General features: G+C 43.7%; 14 protein-coding genes. 10 read left to right on the top strand and 4 right to left on the bottom strand.

The window, feature by feature from the left end; translation table 11 throughout:
* Positions 1 to 7: 7 nt before the first annotated feature.
* From DK846_RS14570 to DK846_RS14560, 3 genes are all read left to right on the top strand, one after another.
* Complete coding sequence (locus tag DK846_RS14570; protein ID WP_109969726.1) at positions 8 to 1,435, top strand: DUF2079 domain-containing protein; 1,428 nt, start codon at positions 8 to 10, stop codon at positions 1,433 to 1,435.
* A 64-nt stretch (positions 1,436 to 1,499) separates the two neighbouring features.
* Positions 1,500 to 3,632 (top strand): DUF2298 domain-containing protein, encoded by a 2,133-nt coding sequence (locus tag DK846_RS14565; RefSeq protein ID WP_109969725.1) that lies wholly within the window; start codon positions 1,500 to 1,502, stop codon positions 3,630 to 3,632.
* Positions 3,633 to 3,716: 84 nt separating this feature from the next.
* Positions 3,717 to 5,831, top strand: a complete 2,115-nt coding sequence (locus tag DK846_RS14560; protein WP_109969724.1) for a DUF2298 domain-containing protein — start codon at positions 3,717 to 3,719, stop codon at positions 5,829 to 5,831.
* A 5-nt stretch (positions 5,832 to 5,836) separates the two neighbouring features.
* Here the strand turns inward: DK846_RS14560 and DK846_RS14555 are convergent, their stop codons facing one another.
* Entirely contained in the window at positions 5,837 to 8,254 is a 2,418-nt protein-coding gene (locus DK846_RS14555; protein WP_109969723.1) for a CDC48 family AAA ATPase, read from the bottom strand.
* A 47-nt stretch (positions 8,255 to 8,301) separates the two neighbouring features.
* Between DK846_RS14555 and larC the strand changes: the two genes are divergently transcribed.
* The 3 genes from larC (at position 8,302) to DK846_RS14540 (ending at position 11,692) form a co-directional block, all read left to right on the top strand.
* Complete coding sequence (gene larC / locus DK846_RS14550; RefSeq protein ID WP_109969722.1) at positions 8,302 to 9,492, top strand: nickel pincer cofactor biosynthesis protein LarC; 1,191 nt, start codon at positions 8,302 to 8,304, stop codon at positions 9,490 to 9,492.
* Entirely contained in the window at positions 9,453 to 10,187 is a 735-nt protein-coding gene (gene radB, locus DK846_RS14545; RefSeq protein WP_109969721.1) for a DNA repair and recombination protein RadB, read from the top strand. Before larC ends, radB begins: the two co-directional genes overlap by 40 nt.
* A gap of 116 nt (positions 10,188 to 10,303) precedes the next feature.
* Positions 10,304 to 11,692: a NosD domain-containing protein gene (locus tag DK846_RS14540; RefSeq protein WP_181391804.1), complete on the top strand. Its 1,389-nt coding sequence runs from the start codon at positions 10,304 to 10,306 to the stop codon at positions 11,690 to 11,692.
* Between the two features lie 50 nt (positions 11,693 to 11,742).
* On the opposite strand, the gene DK846_RS14535 is transcribed toward DK846_RS14540, so the two are convergent.
* Entirely contained in the window at positions 11,743 to 12,483 is a 741-nt protein-coding gene (locus tag DK846_RS14535) for a tetratricopeptide repeat protein (RefSeq protein WP_109969719.1), read from the bottom strand.
* Between the two features lie 116 nt (positions 12,484 to 12,599).
* Here DK846_RS14535 and DK846_RS14530 point away from each other — a divergent pair, with 116 nt between their 5' ends.
* Positions 12,600 to 13,295: a hypothetical protein gene (locus DK846_RS14530; protein WP_109969718.1), complete on the top strand. Its 696-nt coding sequence runs from the start codon at positions 12,600 to 12,602 to the stop codon at positions 13,293 to 13,295.
* Here DK846_RS14530 and dapF read toward each other — a convergent pair whose 3' ends face one another.
* Positions 13,296 to 14,117, bottom strand: a complete 822-nt coding sequence (gene dapF, locus DK846_RS14525; protein WP_109969717.1) for a diaminopimelate epimerase — start codon at positions 14,115 to 14,117, stop codon at positions 13,296 to 13,298.
* Positions 14,118 to 14,356: 239 nt separating this feature from the next.
* Here dapF and DK846_RS14520 point away from each other — a divergent pair, with 239 nt between their 5' ends.
* The 3 genes from DK846_RS14520 to DK846_RS14510 are packed head-to-tail and all read left to right on the top strand — an operon-like array spanning position 14,357 to position 17,576.
* Positions 14,357 to 15,832, top strand: coding sequence for a DUF2079 domain-containing protein (locus DK846_RS14520; RefSeq protein ID WP_109969716.1), 1,476 nt, complete (start codon positions 14,357 to 14,359; stop codon positions 15,830 to 15,832).
* A gap of 36 nt (positions 15,833 to 15,868) precedes the next feature.
* Complete coding sequence (locus DK846_RS14515) at positions 15,869 to 16,579, top strand: polyprenol monophosphomannose synthase (protein WP_109969715.1); 711 nt, start codon at positions 15,869 to 15,871, stop codon at positions 16,577 to 16,579.
* Positions 16,572 to 17,576: a lysylphosphatidylglycerol synthase transmembrane domain-containing protein gene (locus DK846_RS14510; RefSeq protein ID WP_109969714.1), complete on the top strand. Its 1,005-nt coding sequence runs from the start codon at positions 16,572 to 16,574 to the stop codon at positions 17,574 to 17,576. Before DK846_RS14515 ends, DK846_RS14510 begins: the two co-directional genes overlap by 8 nt.
* Before the next feature lie 8 nt (positions 17,577 to 17,584).
* Here DK846_RS14510 and DK846_RS14505 read toward each other — a convergent pair whose 3' ends face one another.
* Complete coding sequence (locus DK846_RS14505; RefSeq protein ID WP_109969713.1) at positions 17,585 to 18,790, bottom strand: RuBisCO large subunit C-terminal-like domain-containing protein; 1,206 nt, start codon at positions 18,788 to 18,790, stop codon at positions 17,585 to 17,587.
* Positions 18,791 to 18,792: the final 2 nt, after the last annotated feature.

Below are 18,792 nucleotides of genomic sequence, written 5' to 3'. Positions count from 1 at the left end.
TAGATAAATGGAATCAGGAAATCTTCCTTTTTTTTCGGGGAAAAATGCAATAACGCCTCTCATTATTGTTGGGATTCTCGTTGCAATATATGTGATTGGAATGGGCATTCTTGTGACCTTAATTCATTCCCTGTATCTCACAACTCACGATCTTGCCATTTTTGAACAATCATTCTGGACAACGATCCATCAGGGTGAATTTTTTTCTAATACTGTAGATACGATATATCACTGTTCATTCGGAGCACATAATTCACCCATCCTTTTTCTCCTGCTCCCTCTTTATCTGATCTTTCAAAGCCCACTCTTCTTGCTTCTTATCAGTACCGTCCTGCTGGGTCTGGCTGCAATTCCACTGTATTACATTTCAAGAAGATATCTGAGTGAACGATTTTCGTACCTTATTGTTTTTATATACCTGTTATCCCCGGCAATACACGGAATAAACCTGTATAATTTCTCAACAATCTGTTTTGTTCCCCTTCTTGTTTTTCTCTGCTGGTATGGACTCATAAGTGACAGATGGAAGATGTACCTGATTGCGGGACTTCTTCTCATTATTGTTAGAGAAGATGTGGCCCTTATGGCGGCCATGATAGGCCTGTATGGAATCTTTTTTTCAGAAAATAGATCCGGCACATTCAGGACATGTCATATTATTTTGATTATCTGTGCCATTTGCTTTGCTGCACTCTCAATGGCGGTGATTATCCCTTACTTCGCTCCTGCATCGACACTCTCATCGCAATATACCCATAACCTTATTGAGAATCTCCCTCTTTATGGTAAACAACGGATAGTATTATTTGCTGAAACCTTTGCTCCATCCCTATTCATTCCATTTGCGGCTCCAGAAGTGTTGCTGGTTGGATTATTCCAGTTTCTCGAAGTATTCCTCTCTCCCACATACTCTTTCCTTGATTTACAATATCACTACCCGGGGATGTTCCAGCCGATCATTATCCTCGCAACTCTGTATGGATTATTTCGGATAAACAAGCGACTTCATCTTGATCAAAAGGAGAACTGGCCCCGGTATATTGGTTATGCCTTATTAGTTGGGTCAATCATCAGTTTCGTGGTGGTCAGTCCGTTCGTTGCATATGCGACGATTATTCCCGATTACCTTGATCAGGCACATTCAGAAAAGTTTCAGTTACTTGATACAATTACCTCACATCTTCCTGGCGATGCTGCCATTGTAACCCAGGATAATGTGATACCCCATCTTGCACAGAGAAAGGAAGCATATCAGTATGGATATCATCCAGATGCAGATTATGTTATTATTGAAACTAAAACAGGATACGCGAATTATTTCGAAGCTGATATTAGAAAATACCAGAACTGGACTCCCCTTATTAAGAAAAATGAGGTTATTGTTCTATCCAATCCACAAAAACCTGAACTTCGAAACTTTCTTCTGGAGCTATAATGGAGTCTACGAGGAAATATCTTCTGTTTTTTAAAAACCATACCATTGAGGAGTAAAGAAAACCATGAACCTGCCATTATCAATTCAATTATTCATGCTTGTTAAGTGGCTGATCCTGCTTCTGCTTTTGCAGATTTCAGTATTACCAATCATTCGCAGATTTTTTCCAGAACATTCAATTCCCCTTTCATTCCCTGTATCATTGCTTCTTGCCACACTGATATCGTGGTATCTTGCGTTACTACAGATTCCTGTTTCGCTTATGTTGATCCCATTTATTGTGCTTATTGGGTACTCTGCCTGGAAACGAACCATCTGTCTACAGGATCTCATATCGGGGAGAATATGGTACGTTATATTTTTTGGAACCTTTATCCTGACGCTACTGGCAAAACTCTGGTATGATCCATCCATTGATATCTCGTATGAGAAGTTCATGGATTCGATGATTCTCTCATCGATGATGAATTCTCCTCAGATCCCACCGGTTGATGGGTGGTATGCAGGTGGCACCCTTACCTGGTATTATTATCTCGGTGCCTGGATGTTTGCGATACCGGGAGTTATACTGGGTATTCCTGCATCTGTAATCTACAATCTGGCAATACCAACTGTTTTCGCGATGTCAGCGGTGATGATTTATTCCTGTTCATCCCTGCTGATGAACAGGTATAGATTTCTTCCCCTCGCTCTTCTAGCAATCTCATACCCCGGGTTTTTCACACTTATCCCAATCGCTCTTGCAGATAATACTCCTTTCAGGTTTATTCTTGACGGAAGCGTCAGGATGATTACAGGATCTGTCACAGAAAATCCTCTGGCTGCCTTACTTATAGGAAGTCCCCGTCCGTATGCGGTAGCCATGATGATCCAGTGTCTGATCATTTTTTTACTGATTTATGGGTACCATTCATGGAAAAATATGGGAGAACGGTCCAGAGTCGCTATAGGCCTTCTCCTGGCCTTATGCCTGGGCACTCTTATCCCTCTTCACAGTTGGGACGTAATTATATATCTCCCTCTTTCGGTTTTTGTAGGCTTTCTTATCTCGTATCAACAATATTTGCATGATTCAGAATCTTTCAACACACGGCTAAAGACCTGGATATTTCACCTGGTTTCATCACTAAAGGATTTAACAATAGGAAAGGATGATTCTGCCTCTGCATTCTGTTTCATCAGCCTTCTCGCCCCTATTGCCTCATTACTTGTTTACCTTCCCTTTTTATTTCAATTAAATAACCAAAGAATGCAAGGGATCTCTTTTCTTCCGACTCCTTCAGATCCTATTCAATTACTCCTCGTTCATGGATTTTTTATCCTGATTCTTCTCGTTTATTTAAGACATGATATCGTCAGAAGGCCACTTCTTCTTGTGATCCCTCTTATCGTTGCTCTGGCGGGTTTTATTGGAGCAGCGATTGTGATGATTCCGGCAATTTTCCTTATATCACGAAGGTTTGAAAAGATAGAAGAAATTTTGGCTTTAGCAGGAATTGCCTGTATAGTATTTTGTGATTTTTTTGCGATGGTGCAGAATGGATCTCCGGATCGATTGAACACCACCTATAAGTTTTACTTTGCATCCTGGATTTTATTAGGTATTTCAACGTTTACGCTGTTAGGCCAGATGCTAGAAACATGCCCAATAATTCGCACCGATATTCAACACAGAGTAGTATCAATTCTTCTCATCATAGGAATTCTATTATTCCCAGCAATACTGCTTTCTAGCGGACCTTTATGGACTCCAACTCTCGATGGAACAGCGTTTGTAAGTAAATACATCGGGCAGGAAGAAGCCAACGCCCTTGATTATCTCGAATCGCTTCCTCAAGGTGAGATTCTTATTGAAGGAGTTGTCCCTTCTGCGTACGATCAGGATGATGCGGCAAAATATTTCTCGCGTGTTTCAGCATTCACTGGAATATCATCAGTTATGGGCAGTTACTCAAGGGAAAAAGTGTACCGGGGAGCCGAGATTACAAATTCACGTGGGGAAGATTCGGTTTTAGTGTATCTTCAGCCAGAACGTGCAAAGGAATTAATGAAAAGACATAATGCTACACTTCTTTATGTCGGGATTCCGGAGATAACCCTGTACAATCTGAAAAATCCTGGAATATATGCATCATACGGGTTTACCCCAGTATTCCATGAAAACCAGACGACCATATGGAGAATCCCATCAGCATGAAGAATATAATTCTGGACTATTCATCTGAAGAAAGTATACTGGATACTCTTAACGGCATAAATATTTAAAAAGAGTCACCTGATTATGGGTTATCCAATTGAACTTCAAATCCTGGCCATTATTCTATGGCTGTTATTATTATTTTTCTTACAATCATCTCTTATTCCATATCTGGGATGGATAGGGGATGGTTTTCGAATTCCCATCTCATTTGCCTCTTCCATATTGCTTTTTTCACTTTTTACCTGGTATCTTGCACTTATCGGTATTCCAATACAACTGGCATTAATTCCATTTCTTCTGCTATTTTTTGGGGGAATTTATTCGAAAAAAATCTCCCTACAGGCTTTATCAATCAACCGCAAATGGTACTTTTTCTTTTTAATCCTCTTTTTTTCTCTTCTAACCCTCAAGGTTCTTTATAATCCAGATATTGATATCTCATTTGAGAAGTACACCGACCACATGTACCTTGCATCAATGATGCATAATCCACACATCCCCCCTCTTGATGCATGGTATGTTGGTGGAACGCTTACCGGGTATTATTATCTCTCACAGTGGCCTTATGCATGCCTTGGTATTATCACCGGGATACCATCATCAGTTGTATACAACTTAATTATTCCCACGGTTTTTGCAATTACTTCACTCCTTATCTATGCAACATCCTCCCTCTTTCTAACCAGGTATCGTTTTCTCCCATTAAGCACCCTTTTCATTTCCTACCCTCTGACGTACATCTTCATCATTCCGATGAGCATGGCACAATTTCCTTTAATCTTACTCTTAAATCAGACACTACGGATCATTCCGGGAGCAGTGACCGAAAACCCACTTACAGCACTGTTCATCGGAAGTCCACGTGCATATGCCCTTGGAATGATAAATCAGGGGTTAATTATCTTCTTACTCTGCTATCTTTTCCTTCACTATCGGAGCATGGAAAAAAAGGAAAAAATAGGATATATGGGACTTTCCATTCTGTGTCTGGGAAGTATGATAACGATGCACTCATGGGATGCTCTCATATATATTCCCCTTTTTGTGCTGTTTGGAGTAACACTTTGTTTTATCAGATATTCTGAGGAGGTTTCAAGTAAAACTAGGATTTTTCAATTTAACATTCATACAATACCCAAGGATTGTGTAGATCAGGCCTGTAAATTATGTATACTGGTCCCTCTGGGTTCCATCCTTCTGTACCTCCCATTCCTGCTCATGATGGAGAATAACGGAGCGAAAGGAATCATATGGAATCCAGTCCCTACAGAACCTTTTTTGTTTATGCTGGTTTTTGGTTTTTTTATATTTGTATTATATGTAGCAGTATTTCCCGAGCTTAAAAAGCACCCGTTGTTATTAATTCCAGGTATTATTCCGGCATTATTTGGTTTTTATTCGGTTACAATTGCATTAATCCCGCTCATTGGATTTTTTAGAAGGAAAATGCACACACCGATAGATATACTCGCAACAGCAGGGCTGATTATCCTCATATTTTGCGATCTCTTTTCGATAGCTGATAGCACAGGTGTTGATCGGATGAATACCACCTACAAATTTTATTTTGTCTCCTGGTTTCTCCTGACCATCTCCACATCAATAATGATAGCAACAAGAATTCAGACGTGGAATCCAGATACCAACGCAGGAATATGCAAGAAAATTATTACATGCGGGTTAATATTCCTGATTATTTTCACACCGGCTTTTATATTAGGAGTTTCAAACCCGGGTGAACATCCCATAACACTGGATGGTGCATCGTGGATTGAGAGAAATATGCCAGAAGAGATGCATGCAATTCAGTTTCTCAAGACAATGCCCCCAGGGGAGATTATTGCCGAAGGAGTGACTACACGTGTGGGGGATCAGGACAGTATTGAGAAATACTTCTCAAGAGTCTCAACATTTAGCGGAATACCAACAATACTGGGAAGTTACCCTAGGGAACTTGTCTTCCGGAATCAATCGCTCCTTGACTCCCGTGTGGCCGATGTGGCCAAAATATACTCCACAAACCCCACTGAGGCCGCAGAAGTAATGAAAAAATACGGGGCTACCCTATTGATTACAGGATACCCAGAATATGGTATATATCACATCACCAATCCCAATATTTACTATGGGGTGGGATTCACTCCGATATGGCATGATGGAAATACAGTAATCTGGCGGCCACCAAAGACAACCTGAAAAAATTACTGGTATTCAGGGGGCTGGACTTCTTTCGGGAGGCCTCCCTTGAAATGTTTCTGAATCTTCTGGTACGCTACCATCAGGTTTTCGTTCATCGTCGGGTGCATCTTTCCAAGAGCTTTTTCAAAATGCTCCTTCCTGACCTGCCCGGACTGATCCCTCATTGCAAAGATACCCGCCTCCCTGCAGAGTCCCTCAAGATCTGCGCCGACAAAACCAGCAGTTCTGGCAGCAATATCAGCGAAGAGTTGGTTCGCTGGCTCATCATTCACCCGTACTCCAAGTTTTACCCAGAGTTCCTGGAGCATTCTTCGCCGAACAGTTCTGCTTAATGATCCATCTCCAGAACCATGTTGCTTGAGTATCTCTGCCATCTCACCGGATGAATAAGTCGAATCCTTTTTAAGAACAGTTGCTATCTGCTCAATATCCTCTTCTGTATAAGTTCCGATAAGATTGACCAGATCCTCCATTGCTGCACCTTCAATCGGCATCATCCTGGTATGGATCTGCATCACTTCCACCCGATCTTTTAGATCTGGTTCTCCGATATAGATCAAACGGTCAAACCTGCCGGTTCTTAGCAGGGCAGGATCAATAATATCAGGCCGGTTTGTTGCTCCCATCACCACAACATCGCGGAGATCCTGAAGCCCGTCCATTTCAGTAAGGAACTGGTTGAGAACACTCTCCATCGTATGGCTGTCACCTGCAGTTCCCCGAGCCGGTGTCAGGGCATCTAACTCATCAAAGAAGATGATAGCAGGAGCAACCTGACGTGCTTTCTTAAATATTTCCCTGACAGCACGTTCGGATTCACCAACCCATTTTGAAAGCAGTTGGGGGCCCCGGACAGCTATAAAGTTAGCACCCGATTCATTAGCCACAGCCTTGGCAATAAGGGTCTTACCGGTTCCCGGAGGCCCGTATAAAAGCACTCCCCGTGGAGCGTGGATCCCAAGATCCTCAAACTGTTCTCTCCGGGTGAGGGGGTACTCAACCGCTTCCCTGATCTCCTCTATAGCTCCGGAAAGACCGCCGACGTCCCTCCACTGGAGATGCGATACCTCCAGCATGACCTCACGCATACCTGACGGGGTGATCTCACGAAGGGCTTGTTTGAAATCCTTGTAAGTGACAACCATCTTTTCAAGGATCTCCTGTGGGATCTCCTCTTCATCAAGATCTATATCAGGAAGATATCGTCTGAGAGCACGGATTGCTGCCTCTCGTGCAAGTGCGGCAAGGTCAGCACCAGTATACCCGTGTGTCCGTGCTGATAACTCTGAAAGGTTCACATCTTCTGCAAGAGGCATTCCCCTGGTGTGGATCATCAGGATATCATGGCGATCAGGCTCAGCTGGAACGCCGATCTCGATCTCCCGGTCAAACCGGCCCGGACGCCTCAGGGCAGGATCGATTGCATCAAGCCGGTTCGTGGCTCCAATCACAATGACCTCACCGCGTTCCTCAAGTCCATCCATCATGGTCAGGAGTTGTGCAACGACCCGCCGCTCCACCTCTCCGGTAACCTCTTCACGTTTTGGTGTTATGGAGTCGAGTTCATCGATGAAGATGATGGCTGGAGCATTATCTTCGGCCTCATCAAAGACCTCTCTGAGACGTTGCTCACTCTCCCCGTAGTACTTGGATATTACCTCGGGGCCGGCAATCGGAATAAAATGTGCTCCAGATTCGTTTGCCACAGCCTTGGCAATGAGTGTCTTACCGGTTCCCGGTGGTCCGAAGAGGAGGACTCCTTTTGGTGGCTCTATACCAAGCCTGCGGAAAAGTTCGGGATGGCGCATCGGTAGTTCAATCGTCTCCCTAAGCCGCTGCAATTCCTCCCGAAGACCCCCAATATCCTCATATGTAACCTGACTAATTCCCTCAAATCCACTAACCGGTTTATCGGAGAGGATGACCTCTGTCTTCTGTGAGATGATGACGGCTTCTTTGGGCTCTATCTCGATAACCTTGTACGAAACCATCTGCGGCTGAATAAACGGGAGTCCGATAGGAACGGGTACTGAATCCCCGAGGGCAATCGGAAAATCGATCAGATTGTGATGAATCGTGACAGGATCAGCTGGTGGGATATTTCTCGGAAGATCTTCTGGAGGGGCAAGAACCACCATTGTTGCGTGTATAACCTCTTCCACTTTGGAGACTTTTACCGTGTCACCGATTGAAACGTTTGCGTTGGTCCGGGTAAAATTGTCAATGCGTATTTTATTCTGATTCCAGTCATTGAGCTGGGCCCTCCAGACCTTGGCAACGGTGGGGGACTTCCCAAAGATCTGAATAATATCACCGGGAGAGAGCCTGAGCTGGAGCATCGTCTCAGGATCCAGGCGAGCTTTTCCTCCACCCTGATCACCGGGATATGCACTATCAACTTTAAGATATGATTCCACCATTATTACCTAACAATCATATATCCGGGGATTTATAAGTATAGCAAATCATGAGAATTCTCGCGATCGACCCGTTTCACGGGGCTGCAGGCGATATGTTCCTTGGTGCTCTTCTCGGCCTTGGGGCTGACCGTGACGCGGTGATCCGGGTGATGGAATCAGTTGTTGCAACCCCTACAATAGAAGTTGTATCACGGGCAGGGATCCAGTCTATAAAAATACATACTCATGCAGGTCCTGCATCAAGGACGCTGGAAGAGGTCATAGCAAGGGTCAGGTCTTCATCTGCCCCCGATGTTGTTATTGCCAGGGCTGAAGCCGTTTTTCAGCGGATAGCCTCTGCAGAACAATCAATACATGGAAGAATGGAGCACTTTCATGAAGTTGGTGCAGACGATGCTATCGCAGATGTCCTTGGTTCATGTATGGCGATGTATACGATATCTCCTGATCTTGTAAGGGTGTTTCCGGTTGCAACAGGGACTGGAATGGTCAGGATGGAACACGGCATGTACCCTGTCCCTGCCCCAGCAACTGCTGCAATACTTGCTGCAGGTGGCCTGCAGGTAATCCTGGGAGGAGGTAATGGCGAACTCTGCACTCCAACCGGTGCTGCACTGCTTGCAGAGTTTTCTTCAGGGATCCATTCACTGCCACCAGCCCGGCTGGATGTAACCAGTTATGGGGCCGGTGATAGAGATGACCCGCACACACCAAACGTCCTCAGGATGATGCTTCTTACAGTTCCCGAAGAGCCAGGGGGAGATGAGGTGGATATCCTTGAAACCAATGTTGATGATGTCCCAGGGGAGGTTATCGGATATCTCCTGGAAAAACTCATGGAATCAGGGGCAAGGGATGCAAGTGCCACCCCTCTTACCATGAAAAAAGGAAGACCCGGCCACCTTATCAGAGTGATATGCAGACCTGGTGATGCTGAGAGACTTTCAATCCTCATTGCACGAGAGACCGGAACGCTTGGAGTCAGATGCATCCCGGCAGTTCACCGGTTCATAGCAGACCGAAGGATTGAAGAGATAGAAATCACAGTTGACAATTTTTCAGGTAAATTTCCGGTAAAGTACGGCATCATTGAGGGATCCTGTTATACCCTGAAGGCAGAGTATGAACATGTATGCAGATTTGCCAGGCAGCATAATCTTCCGGTAACACAGGTGATGAGAACAGTTGAGGATGAAGCATGGAAGAAGGAACACCAGAGGCAGGACTTCCGCCAGTAAACCGGTATCATGAGTCAAGTGGGTGTATCCCGCTTGATAAACTGATCGGGGGAGGGTACCCGAAGAAGATGATTACCCAGATATACGGAGAGCCAGGGGGTGGGAAGTCAACATTCTGTCTCATGGCAGCTGTGTCAGTTCTGAAGGCTGGCAAGTGCGTCATCTACGTAGATACTGAAAGTTTCTCGGTTGACCGGTTTACCCAGATCGCTGATAGCCGGGCTGAAGAACTATCTGAACGATTTTACCTGTATGAAGCTGCAGATTTTGATCAACAGGCTTCGATGATCCAGGATGCCGGCCACATCCTCTCAACCCGTGATACCGGACTCATTGTCATCGACTCAGCAACCGGCTTATACAGGACTGAACTGGAACACGGGCAGGATTCTCTACAGCGCCTCTCAAGACAGATCGTAGTTCTTCTCGGATATGCAAAACGATATGACATACCAATCCTGCTGACCAATCAGGTGTATATGGATCCTGCTAAAAACGATTTCGCACCTCTAGGAGGAACCAGTCTCTTTCATCTTTCAAAGGTAATTCTCCGGATTGATCGTATGGACGTGCTCAGGAGAGTCAGGATAGTCAAACACCATGCACAGCCGGAAGGTGATTATCTGAATTTCTCTATGGTGCAGGAAGGGATTCAGGTATCAGGGGAACAGATAAACCAGGGTCCCAACCCATAACTCATAAATGATCGAGAACCTACCTGATTAGCTGATACCAACGTAGCAGGATCAGGAGGAGTTCTCTCACGAAATTTTTTTATCTTTCAATTAACGCTTGGGTTTTCGCTATAGCAGTGCTGGCTGTGGTGTGCCCATCATTCTATGTAGCAGCAAATTCGCTTGGGGTGGAATTCCCCCCGGTTGTCGGGCCATATTCTGGTGATTATGTATATATTACCGAACCGGGACGGTATACGCTTGAGCAGAATGTATCACACCAGTATCCGGTAGGGGTTATCATTGCTGCTCCGTCTGTCATCCTTGACGGACAGGGATACACCATTCGACCTGTATCACCAGAATCCCCATCTGTAGGGATCTGGATAAGCCTCACTAATTCTGCAGGAAAACCAGTTACAGGAGTTACCATCAGAAATGTGAGCATTGAAGATGAGGGGAATGGGATCTACTCTGAAGGAATTGACACATCCATCTTCCCATGGGGACAGGATCGAACCGGTGATATAGATGCCGAAAAAGCAACAGAAGGAATTCAGAACCTGATCCTTTCCGGAGTCACCATCAAATCCGGTCATGAAGGAATAACCCTTTCAAATCAGTCTGATACAAAAATTACAACAAGTTCAATAACGGATTGTACCGGTTCAGGTGTTACAGTTCTAGGTAGCAGGGTTGATATTCAGGATTTACATCTCAAGAATAACCTTGAATATGGCATTGTCCTCAGGAAGAGTACCGGATCAAATATTACTTCTTCTTTGATTGAAGGAAATGGAAAAGCGGGAATATCTCTTGAAGGAGTAAACGGTATACAGATTGTAAACAACCAGTTTCACAACACCCAAAATATTGAAGAAGATACCCAGAGCCATGATGTTGTTATCTCACCTCCACTAGAAACAGGAGAAAAGGGTACCGATATGCCGGCCCGTGAAAAGGAGTTGATGAACCGAAGTGACATTCAGTCCCAAGATCCGGGAAAAAACAATAACGCAGGTGATAAAAATGCAAGTAAAAGCCGGGATCAGTTGAAACCCGCGATTTTCGGTCTATCCCCAGAACCTACACCGACTGTTATCTCAACAATTATTCCTGTCGAAACTATTTCTCCAAATATGACACCGCCTCAGGATACTACTCCGAAAACCATCATGACAGGTATTCATGCAGTTATTTCCGGGGACTCAATTCCAACAGAGATGAAGGCAGGTAATACATACCCAGTTGGACTAATCCTATTCAATGATGGATCTGATGACTGGATATCCCAGTATCAGGTGGGGATTATGGCTCTTGAAGATACAGCAGTATTGGGACCATCATGGATAGGAATCCCTGATGGAACTCAGATCAAGTCTGGTCAGTCCCAGACCCTATCGTTCGATATCAGGGCTCCTTCAAGGCCCGGAACATACACACTTAAATATCAGGCAGCCCGTCAGGGTACCGGGGTTGAGGTACTCTTTGGAAGGGCATATACAAAGACTGTTACTGTTATCTGAACTCATCTTTGGGTTCAGTCTCTTTTTTTTAAAAATAGATTTTTGACGGTTTACCAGCCATCATCCATTTCACGGGTCGCAATAAGTTTGTCTGCCTCTTCATCAAATCCCAGTTTACGCAGGCATTCAATCTTGGCATCATACACTTCTGCATGGTTCGGTTCTATCCTGATGACCCTGTCATAACACTTGATAGCTTCCTTGCAGGTGTCTGTTTTAGCAAGAGAATTCCCAAGTTCAAACCAGCTATCAGCATCTTCAGGTTCCTGCTTCAGGATCTGCTTAAAACAGGATATTGCATCTTTGTGCTCTCCCATTTTCTGAAGACTGATTCCCTTGTTATAAAGAGCATTGATATCACCAGGAGCCAACTCGATAATCTTGTCAAAACATTCCACTGCATCTGCATGTTTATCCAGTTCTGCAAGTGCTGAACCTTTGTTGCTTAATGCATGGACATTTGTTGGATCAAGTTCAATGACCATATTAAAACAGGGAATTGCCTTGCTGTATCTTCCCATGAAGAAATAATTGACCCCCATATATAGCCAGTACCTGGGATCCTTGTCATTGATCCTGAGAGACTGTTCAAAGGAATCAATCGCCTCCTGATACCGGATCAGATTCATCATAGCTAGACCCTTTTGAAAATGGGTATCTTCATCAACCGGGTCTAATGAGATTGCCTTCTCATAGCACCGGATGGCATCATCAAACTTCTGCATGGCACTCAGTTTGTTGCCTTCTTCTTTCCAGCGTCTCGCTTCCTTTGTGCTGATCTCATCACCCATAGGCTGTCCCTGACTCCCTAAACCAGATAGAGATGGTTACCTACCTTCTGCATTAAAGATATCTATCTTTTTCCTGTGGGTGAAACGCTCAATACAGGTCCGAGAAAATAATCCATATGTATGGATTAGTTGGGAAGCAAACAGACAAGTCCAGTGTTGACAAAACTGAAGATGATAGGCAGAACTTTCTGCTGCTTCTGCTTATGATGCTCCCCTTGCAGGTCATCTATCCGGTCTTGTCAGGAGGTCAGACAGGACAGGTTTCATTGACCCTTTTCTTTTCGCTCATTCTCATTACAGGACTCTGGCTCATGAGGGGCTCACGTAGGAGGTTTTTGATTGCAGCAATCCTGGTGTTAATCTCACTTGAACTTATCTGGGTCTCCCTCTGGCAGGCAGCAACATCCCTTCTCCCACTCGGAGAGTTTTGCCTTCTTCTCTTCCTTATTATTTTGAGCGGCAGGTACCTGGCCATTTTCATCAGAACCAAACTCCCGGTACACGAATTACTTCTCGCAGCAACTGCTCTCTTTCTGTTGATTGGAACCATATTAGGCATAAGCCTCTACCTGATTTCAACACTTTACCATGGATCAACCACAGGGGTGAGAGTCGATATTGATCTTCCTCAAGCATTATTCGAGGGCATAGCCATTCTTACGGCCAACGGATCTGGAGGTGTTGCCGGTGAATCCATGCCCCTCTTAAGAGTTGTCTCATCTCTAGGGATGATAGTGGGGATACTGTTTATTGCACTCCTGATCGCTAAGATCGTGACTAATCTATACAAATACGAAAAGAAGGAAAGTTGATCAGAGGATGAGCATGCCGGTGAAGACCACATCAGCCGGACCTTTCATCGTGGCCCCGTTTGACAGTGTAATAGTGAGTGGACCGCCCTGGGTCTCAACCTCAACAACTGCTCCGGTCTTTCCAAGTCTGTGAGCAATAGCAGCAGATGCTGTGGCTCCTGTTCCACAGGAAAGAGTTTCCCATTCAACTCCTCGCTCAAAGGTACGGATCCTGATCGAGTTCTGATCGATAACCTCAACAAAATTAACGTTCGCCCCTTTCGGGAAGAACTGGCTGTTTCTGATTACAGGGGCCTGCCCACATACATCAATTGAGTCGAGATCTTTTACAAAGACCACCGCATGAGGAACACCGGTGTTGGTGGCATATACCTCATATCCATTGATGATCTCGTGAAACTCACCACTTCCTTTCGCCGGTATAGACGGAGCATCGAACAGGGGCTCTGTCATGGTGACTTCTGCAAGAAAATCTCCATCTTCATCATACCCGCAGGTAACATCAATCAGTCCTGCAACGGTGTGAATGGTCCCCTTCTCTGATAGATAACCCATATCAAAACCATACCGGGCCAGACACCGGATACCATTTCCGCACATTTCAGCTTCACTCTCATCCGGTTGGAAAAGTCGCATGGCTGCCTTTCCATCAGTCGCCTTTCCAAGGAAGAGAACCCCGTCACCGCCGATTCCCATCTTACGATCGCAATAGACCGCTGCAAATTCGCCTTTCATCTCGTCGGGAACCTTAATTCCGTCCCACTCATCTATCAGAATAAAGTCGTTACCGTTCCCATGTAGTTTGACAAAAGGCAGATCCATATTCAGTACTCCTATACTATAGTAGGCTGTTTCACACTATTCTAATACATGTTTTGTTCCTGCGATACACATTGTGAACAGCCCCCCGGCATCTACTTTTTTAATTTATGCAGGTGCTAATTCACCTTCTGAATTCTGACACACATATTTCAGATCTTATTTTTTTTGTCAATATAATCATACATAATCCATTATTTCAGGAAGAATTTTTGAGTGAATTATACTGAAGTAGTACCAACATGTGTGCCAGATATCAGAAATTTTTAACTGATTATCTCAAAAAACTAGATCTATACGATTTAGGTATACTCTCTGCAGTGATTCTTTACACATTTGTATTTTCATATATCACTCTGTTTGAATTATCACTCTTCCAGTTAGGAAGAGATGTCGCAATATTTAACCAGGCATTCTGGACAACACTGCACTCAGGTGGACTATTAGAAAACTCTTTTGAAGGAGTTTCTCATTTCGGATATCATTTTTCTCCCATACTGTTGAGTATTCTGCCTCTCTACCTCATTGCCCCAGGACCTCAGATTCTTTTAATTAGCCAGAGTGTATTACTCGGACTTGGAGCAATCCCAATTTACATCTGTGGAAAAGAATTGTTAGGCAAAAAAGCTGGAATTACTATCGGAATTCTCTATCTCCTTTATCCAGCAGTTCACGGAGCAAATCTCTTTGCGTTTCATGAACTTGCATTTCTCCCTCTTTTTCTGGGCATTGGGCTGCTTGGCTTTATCACTGGAAAAAAGAATCTCTTTTTTATTTCGTGTATAATCTGTCTTCTCATCAAGGAAGATGTAGCCATCATTATTGGCATGATGGGACTCGTAGGAATTTTTAGGGAATGGCTGATCCAGAAGAAAATTGATTGGAGAAATATTGTTTTAGTCCTTCTTTCTGTACTAATTCTGGTCACATATATATTTATTATGAAACCTGCATTTGGGTTGGCTGATACATCTGACAGTGTTCAATTTATTTCGCAATACTCTGACCCATATGCGAACGTGAAGGGGGATGCATATCATAGATTTATATTCCTGTTTCAGATGTTTATTCCTCTCATATTTTCTCCTCTGTTCTCGCCGGAGTTACTCATCATTTCAATACCCTCCCTGATCGAAATCTTGTTTTCATCCCCAGATGTTTTCGTATATTATAATATTTTTAGCCATTATCCACTCTTAATCACACCAATATTCTTTATGGCAACGATTCTCTCTCTATTGAAAGTGAAACTATGTGATTATCCAAGAATCAAGAGGCTGTTCTATCCTCTTCTGATTCTCATGTTAGTTGCATCCTGTGCTTCGACAATAATGTATTCCCCGGTAAATAGCCTTGGAAGTATCCTCTCATTTTATCCTTCGGAGCAATTTACTAAAGAGCAGGAAACCCTGAATAAAATGAGTGCCATCATCCCGGTATCCGCCTCTGTGTCTACCCAATGGCAACTTCTTACCCTGATGTCAGAAAGATATTCAGTATGGGAAGGATATCATCCTAATGCAGATGTTATTCTCCTATTTCCATATTATAACGGGGCAAATATCTTTTCTGATTATAAAAAAGAGATCATAAGTAATTATGATCAAATCGATATTGGAAAGAATTTTTACCTATTTGTCAGAAAAGGCCAGACCGAATTAAAAAATGATATTATAGACGGATTGAATAATGCAGGAATCGCCATTAATTCACCATAATTTAAACATTTAGGGATTTGTTACCTTCCATAAACCATGAATAGTCTTTCAATAATTATTCCAACATACAATGAAGAAGAAAATATTGGGAAAATAATAGTTACATTACAAAAAATTCTTGAAAATAACTCAATTCCCTATGAAATTCTGGTAATGGATGATAAATCAACAGATAAAACTCAAACAATTGTTCAGAATATCTCAAAGAGTTCTTTGAATATTCATTTGATTATCAGGTTAAGAGATCATGGCTTGTCTCAGTCAGTTGTGGACGGATTCTCACGTGCCCAAAACAACCTTCTCATTGTGATGGATGCAGATTTTTCGCATCCACCTTCTGCGGTTGTTGAGTTATATAATGCTCTGACAAAAGGTTATGACCTCGCAATTGGAAGCAGGTATATTAAGGGGGGTGCCATTGAAAACTGGCCAGTTGAGAGAAAAATTCTCTCCTTTGGAGCAACATTCCTTGCTAGACTTTTATTCCCAGATATTAATGATCCAGTTAGTGGCTTTTTTGGTTTACACAGAAGAATATTGGAGGGGGCCAGGTTGAAGCCCAGAGGATATAAGATATTACTTGAGGTCCTTGGCAAAAGTAATTGGAATAGTATAATTGAGCTGCCAATTACATTCGTTGAACGTGAAGGTGGTTCAAGTAAATTGAATTTGAAAGTAATATTCCAGTATATCATCCAGTTTACAGATATTGCAACATTCAGGGTTTGTCATCGTTTCCATGAATAACTCGGTTAGTACCCTTTCATGGGAAAAGATCAGAGAACACCTGAACCATTACTGGCAATATTATCTGGGAATTTTCCTTTTTATCTCAATTCTCCGCCTCATATTCAGTGGCCAGACCCAGGTAATGCCGGATTTAATAAATATCTGGTTCATCATTCTTGCCGGGTTCAGTTATCTTCTCAATAATATCCTGATGAGTTTCAGGCTACGGCGGATATTATCACATCTCGACATCAAAACTTCTTTTTCTCAGGTATTTTCTTCCCACATGGGCGGTATGCTCCTATCAGATTTCACACCAGGAAGAAGCGGGTATCTATCAGTTGCAGTTTTTTTCAATAGGAAAGGTATCAGTTATGAAAAAGGGCTTGCATCGATTACCGGGACCTTTATCTATGAATTTCTTTTCAAGTTAGGGCTGGCGCTTTTGTCAGTTCTTTTCATGTATTCAACTATCTTCGGAAATTCGATACTTATATGGTGCGGCGCTACCGTCGGGATTATTCTCACACTCATAGGCCTGTACCTTCTTGCTGTATATCCACCTGGTTTTGCGTTAGATCTTGGAAGGAAATTCTCAATTGTTAGTCGTCTGCTTGAAACAGGCAGAGAGTGCCAGAACCTTCATGTGAAAGTCCCATTTGTTATTTTCATATCAGGCATTTGCTGGATCCTCCGGGGATTTGAATGGTATTGTCTTGCCATGGCTATTGGAATCAGTTCGATCCAGTTTTCAGATGCCTTATTTTTAAATCCATTACTCACACTCCTCTCTTTCGTTCCAATAAGCCCTTCAGGAATAGGTTTTCAGGAGAGCGGTATCGTTGGTGTCTTCTCCATTCTCGGGATAGGACTAACCCTTTCCCTCTGGTTTGCACTACTTGTCAGGTTTATTGAGACTGGAATTGATCTTATTGGATTATTTGAGGTCTTTCCACAGATATCCAATTCGATAAAAAAGGGTATATCAGGTCTAATTGACAAGAGAAAATGGTAATTCAGGTATTATACCTTTACTTTTCCCCACTTTTCCAAGGCACGCCTTAACTCGTTATGATCTTCTGCATATGTTGCTAGCGGGATCTCTTCCATGGCTGCATCAACTGCCTGACGCATTGCAGTTGCTCCGGCACGGGTCCCGTCTGGGTGTCCATGTATGCCACCCCCAGCCTGAAGGATCAGATCGCTACCAAGAACCCTGATCTCTTCCACTACTCCACCAGGATGAATCCCACCACTCGAAACAGGGAAGACACTTTTGATACCATGCCAAGGATGAGTCAGGGTCCGGTTGTCACCAATGAGCTCTTGCATATCATGTTCCATCTTTCCTGATACTGTTCCGGTATGGAGTTGATCACCACCAAGCATCCGCACTAACCTGCAAAATGGACGCATCGCAATCCCATGCTCACGATTCCTCGTTATTGCAGCATGCATAGTACGGTGAATATGAAGCGGCAGATTGATGGATGGATCCTCTGCAATGACTCTGACAGCATCAAACCCACAGACGATGACATCTATCATCAGCATGTTTGCTCCCATCTCCTTTGCCTGCCTGGCTCGTTCAAGGATCTTATCCCCGGCAGTGGATATGTTGACAGCGTAGAGCACATTTCTACCGGTTTCCGATTTCACCTGATCGAGTTTCTCCATCACCGCTGGAAGACGCTCTGAAATCGGGCAGAATTTCTGATCGGTAAGGGTTTCATCATCCTTGATCAGATCAACACCCCCGATAGCTGCTTCGTATGCAACCTCAGCAGTATCCTTTGGGTTCAAACCGACTTTTGGTTTGATGATAGTCCCGACATGCGGCCGGTCAGTAGTTCCAACCAGTTTTCTGACACCTTCGATCCCAAACTTTGGCCCTTTAAAGGGGATGATCTCCTTGGGGAATTCCACATCAAGCAGTCTGACCCCTGCAATACGCGATAAGCCAAAGAGGTTACCGGCAAAAACAGACAGATATTGGGGGATATTTCCAATTTCAAATATTTCGGCAGGATACCTGATTGCTACCTGGTACCCATCTCCTGATGGAGTGATCTTTCCAACCTGGCCATCAAGATAATGCACGTACTCTTCCCGGGTAGAGACATCAGTCCAGGTCCCGGTAGTCTGTTCCTCGGCAATGGCTTTGGCCGCCCACTCCGGAGTTATGCCCTCTTTGGGGCGGAAGTAATAGGTTGCAACTGCATCTGCCATGG

Source organism: Methanospirillum lacunae, assembly GCF_003173355.1.
Lineage (GTDB): Archaea > Halobacteriota > Methanomicrobia > Methanomicrobiales > Methanospirillaceae > Methanospirillum > Methanospirillum lacunae.
This window is presented reverse-complemented; position numbering and strand designations above follow the sequence as displayed.